At 44.3% G+C, this 10,089-nt stretch carries 13 protein-coding genes; 11 read left to right on the top strand and 2 right to left on the bottom strand.

Going from position 1 to position 10,089, the window contains the following annotated elements; translation table 11 throughout:
• The first annotated feature begins 87 nt into the window (after positions 1 to 87).
• Genes JZI27_RS23875 through JZI27_RS23885 form a run of 3 tightly spaced genes read left to right on the top strand, consistent with a single transcriptional unit; the run spans position 88 to position 1,285 of the window.
• Positions 88 to 459, top strand: coding sequence for a hypothetical protein (locus JZI27_RS23875; protein WP_251238286.1), 372 nt, complete (start codon positions 88 to 90; stop codon positions 457 to 459).
• A gap of 13 nt (positions 460 to 472) precedes the next feature.
• Positions 473 to 820 (top strand): hypothetical protein, encoded by a 348-nt coding sequence (locus JZI27_RS23880; protein WP_251238285.1) that lies wholly within the window; start codon positions 473 to 475, stop codon positions 818 to 820.
• 15 nt (positions 821 to 835) lie between these two features.
• Positions 836 to 1,285, top strand: coding sequence for a hypothetical protein (locus tag JZI27_RS23885; protein ID WP_251238284.1), 450 nt, complete (start codon positions 836 to 838; stop codon positions 1,283 to 1,285).
• A 70-nt stretch (positions 1,286 to 1,355) separates the two neighbouring features.
• Here JZI27_RS23885 and JZI27_RS23890 read toward each other — a convergent pair whose 3' ends face one another.
• The gene (locus JZI27_RS23890; protein ID WP_251238171.1) at positions 1,356 to 1,823 is read right to left on the bottom strand and encodes a transposase; all 468 of its coding nucleotides are present in this window, start codon (positions 1,821 to 1,823) and stop codon (positions 1,356 to 1,358) included.
• Between the two features lie 735 nt (positions 1,824 to 2,558).
• Between JZI27_RS23890 and JZI27_RS23895 the strand changes: the two genes are divergently transcribed.
• The 5 genes from JZI27_RS23895 (at position 2,559) to JZI27_RS23915 (ending at position 6,265) form a co-directional block, all read left to right on the top strand.
• Complete coding sequence (locus tag JZI27_RS23895; protein ID WP_251238172.1) at positions 2,559 to 4,292, top strand: helix-turn-helix domain-containing protein; 1,734 nt, start codon at positions 2,559 to 2,561, stop codon at positions 4,290 to 4,292.
• A gap of 122 nt (positions 4,293 to 4,414) precedes the next feature.
• Positions 4,415 to 4,612, top strand: a complete 198-nt coding sequence (locus JZI27_RS23900; RefSeq protein WP_251238173.1) for a hypothetical protein — start codon at positions 4,415 to 4,417, stop codon at positions 4,610 to 4,612.
• 205 nt (positions 4,613 to 4,817) lie between these two features.
• Positions 4,818 to 5,600 carry a ParA family protein gene (locus JZI27_RS23905; protein ID WP_251238174.1) on the top strand — a complete coding sequence of 261 codons (783 nt, stop codon included), beginning with the start codon at positions 4,818 to 4,820 and terminating at the stop codon, positions 5,598 to 5,600.
• The gene (locus JZI27_RS23910) at positions 5,584 to 5,889 is read left to right on the top strand and encodes a hypothetical protein (RefSeq protein WP_251238175.1); all 306 of its coding nucleotides are present in this window, start codon (positions 5,584 to 5,586) and stop codon (positions 5,887 to 5,889) included. Before JZI27_RS23905 ends, JZI27_RS23910 begins: the two co-directional genes overlap by 17 nt.
• Positions 5,890 to 5,965: 76 nt before the next feature.
• Positions 5,966 to 6,265 carry a hypothetical protein gene (locus tag JZI27_RS23915; RefSeq protein ID WP_251238176.1) on the top strand — a complete coding sequence of 100 codons (300 nt, stop codon included), beginning with the start codon at positions 5,966 to 5,968 and terminating at the stop codon, positions 6,263 to 6,265.
• 404 nt (positions 6,266 to 6,669) lie between these two features.
• Here JZI27_RS23915 and JZI27_RS23920 read toward each other — a convergent pair whose 3' ends face one another.
• Positions 6,670 to 7,356 carry an NYN domain-containing protein gene (locus tag JZI27_RS23920; protein WP_251238177.1) on the bottom strand — a complete coding sequence of 229 codons (687 nt, stop codon included), beginning with the start codon at positions 7,354 to 7,356 and terminating at the stop codon, positions 6,670 to 6,672.
• Positions 7,357 to 7,752: 396 nt separating this feature from the next.
• Here JZI27_RS23920 and JZI27_RS23925 point away from each other — a divergent pair, with 396 nt between their 5' ends.
• The 3 genes from JZI27_RS23925 (at position 7,753) to JZI27_RS23935 (ending at position 9,442) form a co-directional block, all read left to right on the top strand.
• Positions 7,753 to 8,115, top strand: a complete 363-nt coding sequence (locus JZI27_RS23925; RefSeq protein ID WP_251238178.1) for a helix-turn-helix domain-containing protein — start codon at positions 7,753 to 7,755, stop codon at positions 8,113 to 8,115.
• A gap of 94 nt (positions 8,116 to 8,209) precedes the next feature.
• On the top strand, positions 8,210 to 8,812 hold the full coding sequence (locus JZI27_RS23930) for a restriction endonuclease (protein ID WP_251238179.1): 603 nt from the start codon (positions 8,210 to 8,212) through the stop codon (positions 8,810 to 8,812).
• A gap of 69 nt (positions 8,813 to 8,881) precedes the next feature.
• Positions 8,882 to 9,442, top strand: a complete 561-nt coding sequence (locus tag JZI27_RS23935) for a type II toxin-antitoxin system PemK/MazF family toxin (protein WP_251238180.1) — start codon at positions 8,882 to 8,884, stop codon at positions 9,440 to 9,442.
• Positions 9,443 to 10,089 lie beyond the last annotated feature (647 nt).

Here is a 10,089-nt window from a genome sequence, read left to right on the forward strand (position 1 = left end):
GTGGTGAAAACCGGCTATTTTTATATCCAGAAGTCCTTAGCGTTGTAAATCTGCGTTTTGCTGGCGGTACCCCTAGGAGGGGAAAACATGAACTTTGCTGAGTGGATGGTAGCCATCACTATCTTTTTCTTTGCGATATTTTTAGGGACCGATATCGCAGAATATAGCAAGCTACGAGTTGTCGCCCAAAGCGTTGCAAACGATGCTAGAGATGTGATGACAGCGACCGGTAGTTACAATACGTATGTTGAAAATTACATTGCATATCGGCTTCGACAAGAGAAACAAAGCCTTTCCAGATGGGACGTTTATGTGGATGATGGCCAGTATTCAGATAACTCCCTAATGGAGATCCGTCTTACAACCGTCATGCAGCCTACCTCACTAAAATTCGCAGGGCAGATGGAATTTTGGGCGATCACAGCCTACTCAAGCGGATTTTCGCAAATAAAACAGTGAGGGGGGTATATGCATGGACAAAATAAAACTATCACTTTTCCTAGGCGTGATGATAGTTGGCTTTGCTATCATCAGGCCGTACATCTTCACTCCGGAATCGTCACAACCAGATCGAATGATAGCTGCTGAAACTATCACTCTTGACCAGCAACAGTTTGTATTTTTGGAAACGGAAAAAGCGTTTGTTTTCTTTCGTGATGGAGATCCACGCAACATATTGAAGGAGATTCCGAAAGATGAGAAAACAAGCGTACCGGCTAGGATCGAAACGACAACAGATGGCAGCTTAATCATCCGAACAGATGGGGAAGTCATAAAGGTTACTGCTCAAAACGATAAAATTCAATATGAAAAATTATAGGGAGGGGTATGAAGCATGAGTATTTTTAAGGTCGTAGTGTCTTTAAACAATCGCCTGGCACGTTTTATAGGATCACAAGCACGCACAAAGGTCGGAAAAATCCTGGGAATCACTGTACATTATAGTTTGCTTGTAACTTTGTTCTATCAAATAAGTGGATTAGTTGTTCGAAATGTAGTACTGTCCTCACCTGTTGTAGATATGCTTTTTACTTATGTCGTTTTCATGAGCTTTGTATTGATGATTCCAGCAGTTTCAGTAATACATTCCGCCCACGAGTACCAACTGCAACAAAAACATGTGGCGTCAGCCCTGGTGATCATCCTGACAGGATTCGTGTCTTATACCGTTGTAGAGAAAATTGTGGATTATGGAATAGATAGTAACTCGCTTGTATGGTTAATCGGAATAGTTGCCTACGCGATTTTCCAGCTCTATCGATTCCAAACCAAATACGAGAAATAATCACCAAAGGAAAAGCCCTCTATCAATACATAGGGGGCTTTCCTAAAAAGGACGTGACTATATGAACCTGTTACCAGAGTGGCTTTGCTGCTTGGGCATAATTATGCTGATGTTCTACGCAGAATTTCACAATTTCGATTCTTTCTTCGAAAGTAGTCGCTCGTCCTTTTGTCATGATTGGTGTTCCTCCTGTTTCGGAAGATTTCAACTGTTCATGACCATTATACTTTAGAATCCAATTACGCAGTTGGCGGGTTGATTTAATCCCATATCGCTTACATAGCTCCATATGAGAAGAACCGCCAGCTAGATAATCCTCCACAGCAGATTTCTTCAGTTCTGCGGAATATGTTCTATTCTTAGAAGTACTGAGCAGCCCATTTGGACCTAATGATTGATAGGTTTGAAGCCATTGTTTCATGGAGGGAAAGGTAACATTTAGAGCACGTGCTAAATGATTTAGAGAATCTTCCCCGCGAAGATATTTTTCGATAACTGCAACCTTTTCTGGCCCAGCTATTTTTGCTTTATGGGACATAAAAAATGCTCCTCCTTACAGGTAGACAGTTTTATTATTTCAACTGTCTACCTGAAGGGGAGCATATCACAGGATAGGGGGCTACTTAGTCTTTTGACCGGGTTGCTACCCGGACACATCGCGTTACAAGGCGCTACGCGGCCATATGCCGGGAATACCTGGTTTTTCCGCAGGTATGCAGAATCGGCCGGTGCAGATCCATGCCGTTGGCCAATCACCAGGAGCGCGCCGACAACCAACCGTGCAGCTGCTCACTTTGTGATAATCCCAAGCGCTTGGGAATTTGAACACAAAGGGAACCGGCAGTAAAAAAATCCGACGGTGGCCAGTCGGATTTCTACGCAGCTGAAGAATTTATTTTTTCTTATAAGACAAAGATTTCCTCAGAACCTGATTTTCTACTCTATCTATCAGAAAAACTTTCTGATAAAATAGAATCAACTTATACGAACGGAATAGCAAAAAGCCAACGGGTCGCTGGAGAGCGCCAACTCTCCGACGATCTGTCCGAACCGTCTCTACCACGGTGAACAGGCAATTTTTGCTCCGTTGACTTTCTTGCCATACTTTTGTCTTTATTGTACCCAAAAACAGTGGACAATACAACGGCAAACATTGGCGAAAATAGTCCAACGAGCAAAAAAACTACGACAACAGCGTAGCCCTGTCACCATAATTTTACGGTGCCAGGGCTTTTTCTATTCCCCCTAGAGAGAAAAGAGAGGGGAAATAGAGATGGTAGCAGTAGCAGCAGTAAACACAGAATCAAGACCGGTCACAAAGGTAGAAGCTTTCTTTCGATTGCTCTACGGAGAGCATATGAGGGACTATCCGCGCCAACGCGTCAGAAAGGCCAAAAACGCCCCGTACAGCTACGACAAGAATCGTCCCTGGGTTTATGTAGGACAAGCCGACAAAATGCGTCCAGCAGCCACGCTGTCTACGCTGTTCGGCTATCTGTGGGATGAAACCAAAGACACTACATACTACACGCCCAACTCCTTTTATCGATCCGACAGCCGGCGAGAAGAGTATGCCCGTTGGGTGCATGCTTTTGCCCTGGATATTGACGTAAAAAACGAATATGCCTATCAAGAAGGAATCACGCTGCCGGACGTATTTGACCGAATCGAAGCAGCTGGTTTACCTCTGCCTACTGCTGTGATCCGGACGCCATCGGGCGGTTTTCAGCCGGTCTGGATGCTTTCTGCAGCGGTACGCGCTACACCAAAAGTACGCGTGTTGTTTACGGCGATTCAGCGACACATGGCCCAGGATGTGGGAGCGGATCTCCGCGCTGTCGGTGTGGAACGGATCTTCCGTACGCCGACCGAAAGCAACCTGGTATATTTCGAGCAAGGACAGGTCTATGACTTCCAGATCTTTGTTGACTGGCGTGAAATCAACCATCCCCTTGTTTGGGATAACACCAGTCCTATCTTTAAGAACTACGACATTATGGATCATCCAGCGATCGTTCGCCTGTACAACCAGGACGCAGAGATCGGGAAGCGTGAAGCGTCCTGCCTTACGCTTATTTTGGCAATGAAGTTTTCCGGATGGCCTATGGAACGGACGATGGCCGAAATGGAAAAGTGGTGGCATGAGTGCTGCGAGAAGGGTGGCAGTAGGCCATTTACGCTGAAAGATGTTGTGTATCGCGTGAAACGTACATATCGCCAGGCGAAACTGTTCGGACCAGGAGCGGAAATCGTCCGTCAGCTGACCGGCATTGACTTCGAATACAAGGTGATTCGTTTTTACACGGCCGCAAAGAGCCGTGAGCAGCGCAAATACACCCACAAGCACGAGTGGAAGGCTGATCTACTGGCGCTTCTGCAAAAAGAAAATGGGGCACTCTCAGGCTCTCTAGCGGCGATTGCCGAGCGCTTGGGATGCGCTATGTCCAGCTTGAAGAACGTCCTCGCAGATCTCCAAAACGAGGGCGCTATTGTCGTGCAATCGACTCGCGGGCGCAACGGATCGACCTCTATTGCCCTGGCAGAGCAGCCACATGAGGCATTCGTTCAAGAGGCAGCAGCTGCAAAAACAACCATCCAAAAAAATAGCCAAATTGATAATACAATAGGTGAGGCGGTGGGTGGGGCAGCGCGTGTCGTCCTGCCTGGTTCCCCTGCCGAGCTTATTGGCTGCCTCGCTGTCCTGAACTCTCCTTACCCATCTTCTTTGCCTCTGTATCTTACGGATCTCTACCGTGATACTGTGGCTGTTTGGGCTTCTTCTGCCGATCCGGATTCTGCGCAGGATGCTGCGATTCATACTTGGTTGCTGCTTAAAAAGACGCTTATGGCCTGCCTTCGGGCGACTAAGCGTCAGCGCCTTTCCAACCTGACGGCTTATGTCCGGAAATCGATGTCTTCTGCTTTGGCTTCTTTGCTTGAGCAGGGTTTCCATGTGGATCGGCTCCCCGCATCTGTCCGGAGACAGCTTTCTTTGGAGGAAGGTTAACCTAGTTACCCAGTAAACTAATTGATACACTAACATTAACGAGTTAACCGTCTTTATCCCTAAAAGGAAAAATAAATCATGTTTTGATTTTCATTTCCACTTCTAGAAAGGATGAGAGTGCTATGCAAAAAGTGTTGGCCGGTGTGCTTTGGCGGGATCAGGGAGGTTGGCTTTATCTCGAAACTTCAATTGGCGATCGTTACCGGTTGGTTGAGCCGCAGACGCTTACCCTTGCAGAGACGAGGGAGAAGGTCAAGACGGATGAGTTGCAGGACTATCACTACGGCATGGTTGTAGTGGCCACCTGCCAGTTGGATTGAGCAGCTGCTTCATCTATCGATGCTGCAGTACGCCCAAACAACTGTACTTCCCTCCCTCCCTCATTTCTGCATTTGCGAAAATGCAGTTTTTCTTACTTGCTCATAATCTCAAAAACGCATAAAAGAATATCTGCATTTAAGCAGGGGGTTCTGCGTAGTTTCCCGAATGGTACATTAAGAGAAAATCAGGTTGGGGGGATCGAGTTTGGGAGTTACTATCGCGTTTGGTATTCAGAAAGGTGGGGTTGGCAAGACAACGACTTCTGCAATCACTAGTTATCTATTAAGTCGAGAAGGAAAAAAAGTGCTTGCTGTAGACTTTGATTCGCAGGGTAACCTGACGCAGTTTTTGTCTATGCGAAACATTTACGACTTCACGAAGCAGACGGTCTTAGAAGCAGTTAAGGAACAAGATGCTCGTCCGTATATCCATCACATCACAGAGAATCTTCACTTGCTTCCAGCAGAGGATTTCTTGTCAACCTTCCCTGCCTGGTTACGAGATAGCTATCGTGGAAAAGGGAATCTCAACACGGTCTTACGAGAGACGCTTGCAGTTGTGAAGGATCAGTACGATTACATCATCATCGACATGCCGCCGAATTTGGGAGATCACACCATCAATGGGCTGACAGCTGCTGACTATGCTGTTGTCATGCTGCAGTCGGAAAAGTTTTGCTACGATGCGTTGGATCGCTACCTGGAGTTTCTGATCGATGGGATTAAGGCGAATACCAATCCGGATATTGTCCTTGCCGGTATTCTGGCTACGATGAACGATTCGCGGACTGCCCTGGACAATTCCATCTTAGAACAAGCGCGTGAAGAATACCAGGATCTAATGTTTCACGCGGTTATCAAACGCAGAAGCCGTATCAAAGAATATACCGTAATCGGCCTGCAGGATCACACGAGAGCAGATAAAGAAGCGCTCGACCAATACTACGAGTTTATACAGGAGTTGAAAGAACGTGTCCAAAGCAGATAGATTGCGTGAAAAACTAGGCGCTACGCAACAACGCACAGCGGAACAAGACCAATCGCGAAAGCAGGCTCATGAAACTGTAATTCCAGGAATACAGGAAGGTGAAAATGCAGTTTTTCATAAAAACGAAAATGAGCAAATGATCAAAAATGCAAATAAGAAAATAAAGAGAGCAACTTTTGAGTTTGAAGAGGACTTCCACGCTGAGCTGAAGATTTTTGCAGCTCGTCACAAAAAGAAAATGGTCGATGTCGTTGTCCAGGCGATCCGAGAGCATATGGACAAGAATTAGTACCCCCTAACTTAGAAACCGGCCTAAAAAGGCAAATACGGCGGTCTACGGCTGCCATAAAGGGAGGGCGTATGTTGTGGCTGTGAAAACCACGGATCTTATAAAATTGATTGAGCTGCTTCCGGAACAGGCCAAGCAGTCGGCCTATGATTACCTACTTTTTTTGTCGAATCGGTATCAACCGGCTGCAGAGCCGTTGGCAGTCGAACGCATTGGCCAGATAAAAAAAGATTACGAGAAAGAGATCCAGGAACTTGAAACCGAGCATGGTAGCCTGGATGCACTCATGCGAAAAGAAAATAAGACGGACAAGGATCGGAACGACCTGGATAACTGGCTGTTTTATCTTGAACAGTTGAAATCACTTGGCCAATAAAGTAGCAGCTCACTCCCCCTCATCGGCTCAGTAAATTGCCAAGCGCTTGGGAATTTTTCACGCCACAAAAACCGAAGAAAAACGGAGCTAGAGCGAGATCGTGCTTTTTGGCCAAAAAACCTATTTTGTCCACGGCTGGCGGACAAATCACGTCGATCGTCAGGACGCTAATCGCCGAAAACGGCAAAAAACGGCCGAAAATGGAGATCCGGACGCAAGGCGACATAATGTACATTATCGGGACCCAAAAAAGTTTGCAGTATATAGTAGTGATTGGGCGCTCGTCGTTGTACCGTAAGCTTAAGGCAAAGGGAATTAGCCATGATAAATAGCGGAAAAACGCCCGAATTTCCAATTTCGGACGTTGTTTTACATAATGTAGATTATTGGGACTTACATCGAAACTACTTGAATAATTCCCATTGAGAGGTAGCCGTAGATCCAACATATTTAATATTTCTTATATAATCTGCGTGTTCTAACAAGGCTGGAGCCAAATCGTCTGAGACTGCTTTTAGTTTCGAACCGGTTCCGTCAAATGCTTTGATTAAAGCAATCTGCACTCCCTGCCTTCGTGCAAATTTCATGGCTGGGATAAAGTCAGAGTCAGCAGTTACTAGAATGATTTTACTTATGGAATTGTGTTCGGAAATCCAGGCAACGTCTAAACCGATTTTAATGTCTACGCCTTTTTGTTGAATGTTTGGCTTAAAATCATTGTCACTCAAGGGTACAGGTGGATTTGATGTAAGCTTTTTTAGCGCAGAGTCTTTTAATAACCAGCCTCTAAATTTCGTTTCACCTTTTCTTAAAGCAACTAAATCTTTATGAATTATGCCTGAAAAGAACGATGTCATCGTCTTATAAATAGGATTACTTTTAAAGTCTATTGGTGTGTTTGATATGGGACTATTTTGTGTCCCATCATAAGGATCAGCATCGTATAAGAAAATCCGCCATAATTCCTCGTCATTGCCCACTAATGATTTTAGAAAATGATCATAAACTTGGGTGACGTTAAATTGACGACCAACAGACGAAAAAAGAGTACGAACTAGTCCAAGATCGGCTAGGATGACAACTTTATGCATTTTTTCCTCCAATATTCGTTCAATTAGATATTTATCGTTATTTTTACACAAATAAATGGAAAAAGGAATGACCGCGTTATAAACGCGGTCATTCCTTTAGGTATAAGTATTGATTTTATTCGGTATAGGTACTACAAAGTCGGTATAAGTAAAGCACATTCGGTATGTTATTAGTATGCTCATACTAACAAAAAGGATCCTTTTTCTTACACCCATCTTGCAACCACTCCCCCATCCCCCCTTAGGGAGAGATTCATTCCCTAAGGGGGGATGGGGGAGTGGTTGCATCTATAGTTAAATTTAAATACAATATAGTTAGTTAGAAATAAATTTCTAACCTATTTGAAAAAAATTTCTAACCAGAATTTTTGACTTTATAAAGCATAGGAGAGCTATATGTCCGATAATCAAAAAAGAGCAAAGGCCCTAAGAGAAAAGCACATTCAGTGGCGGAACGAAAGATTTTTGTTAAAGGATGGTTTTTTCCCTGTCTTTAAAGACTTTGAATACTACTTGCCTAAGATTTCAGGTGGTGCGGTATCATTGTTCATTTACCTTGGAATACATTCGAATAATAAAACGGGTGAGTGTTATCATGATTTGGAACGAATAGCAAAATTCTTTGACAAGACACCCAGAACTATAACTAATTGGTTTGCCGAACTTGAAGATATAGGGCTTATAGAAAGGTTCCAGTTAAAGTTAAATGGAGTTGCCCATACCTTTATTGTTCCTTATTCCAAAAACAATATCCAGTAAGCCTTTAAATGGACCCAACCCATAGGTATGGGAGCTTTTTACATAATGCTTATTATCGGGACCCAAGTCTATAGAAATAAGGGGAAGTGTTGGCATGGTAAAGAAACGACGGAAAAGCCTAACCGAAAAGCTTCAATGGATAGGTGTGGGTTTACTGGCTTTTTTGATCATTTTTATCTTGATTGCGAAAGACTCAGCGATTGGAGGGCTGCTGTTTTTCTTCTCACCGATTATCCTGGTGGTAGCCTTCATCGGCTGGAAGATTTATCGCAAACTACAGGCGAAGCAGCAGATCCGCGACCGGCAAACAAAAGTTCTACAATCTGGAATTCGCGAGGTTGACGTTATGCAGGGAGTGGAGTTCGAGGAATTTCTGGCTGCATTATTTGAGTCGCTAGGATATCACGTTGAGACTACCCCTGCATCCGGTGATTTTGGGGCCGATCTTATTTTAAGTGACGGACATAACAGAATTGCCGTTCAAGCTAAGCGATATAGTCAGACTGTGAGCGTCAGTGCAGTACAGGAAGCGCATTCCGGAAAAACGCACTATAAAGCGAATGAAGCGTGGGTAGTAACAAATCAGGACTTCTCCAAAGCAGCGTATGATCTTGCTGCGAGTACAGGCGTCCGTCTGATTAATCGTGATAAGTTGATCGATCTAATCTCTGAAACGCGACACAGACAAGCGAATTAGACAGGTGAGCTTCTACATAATTCTTGGTATCTGACTCAGAAATTCAAGTGATGCAAGGGGAAATGACAATTGGATCAAGCTACATTTTTAGAAAAGATCGGGAATTTATACGAAAGACTCAAGGGGAAACTGCTGTACTTTTTAGATAAGCCCGAACCGTATGATTACGGTTTTGCTCTCAAGATGAAGGCATGGTTCACAGAAGTGGCCACTAAAAACCAGCTTCTTCATTCTGGAGTAACAAAAGAAAAGGTGCAAAGACCAAGGAAATTCGTTTACTGGATTGACTTCGGTGTGAATGTAGGGTCGGAATTCAATGGCCCCCATTTTGCAGTAGTCATCAAAGAGTTTTCTCATACAGCTATCGTGGTTCCGTTATCATCCGAAAAAGAGGACGATGGGGAATGGAAAAACCCTGATAATTTAATTATTCCCATTGGCTGCATTGAGGATTTACCGAAAGATAAAAAACCATGCTATGCAATGGTCAATCAGATTCGATCCGTCAGCAAACAGAGACTAAGCAGTTATCAAGATCGAGCTACCAGGCAATACTATAAATTAAAGCTCAGCGATGACCAAATGGATCTGATTGATAAGGCTATTCTTTCCTTAACCAAAATCAAATAAACATCGCACATTTAACGTGAAACAGTGGACATTTTACGTTAAACCGTATATAATAACTGGTGTAAGCGAACAATAAATTTGGCCTTAGCGCCGACCGAATTAATTGGCCCTTGCGCCGACCTGAATTAATTAATGAACAAGGCCCTCCTAACGGAGGGTCTTTTACTTTTATCGAGATTCGCATTCTGGATCTCCACCGGTGCATCGATCGTATAGCGGCTGGTCGACCAGGAGGCTCCTGCAGCGTGCCGGTCAGCTGCTCCCTTCCGGATCTCCACCGGCGTGTCGATCGCGTAGCCACTCGCCTCCCTACATTTCTCTAGTTGAAAAAGATTTCGTATACGATGGTTTGTTTAAAGAGCCAGATAAAGAGCGCCAAAACAGCCCACCCAATGAGAAGTTTAAGAATTGATTTTCTCATCGTCTCCCCTCCCACTATAAATTAATGTTTTCTCGCGTTTACTCACTCGTTCTTAGATTTTCAGCCATCAACATTCCAGAGAAGTGGGCGAATCATGTAATTATGGAATATTTTTCTGAATGAGCCGGTGGCGGGAATAGAGATTCGAATCCTTTTTCCAATCTGTGGGTGAATCGTATGACCGCACATTTGGATATCCACTCCATTCCCCTGACGGCTTACCCTC

The sequence above is a fragment of the Brevibacillus sp. AY1 genome (assembly GCF_029870785.1).
In the GTDB taxonomy this organism is placed as follows: domain Bacteria; phylum Bacillota; class Bacilli; order Brevibacillales; family Brevibacillaceae; genus Brevibacillus; species Brevibacillus invocatus.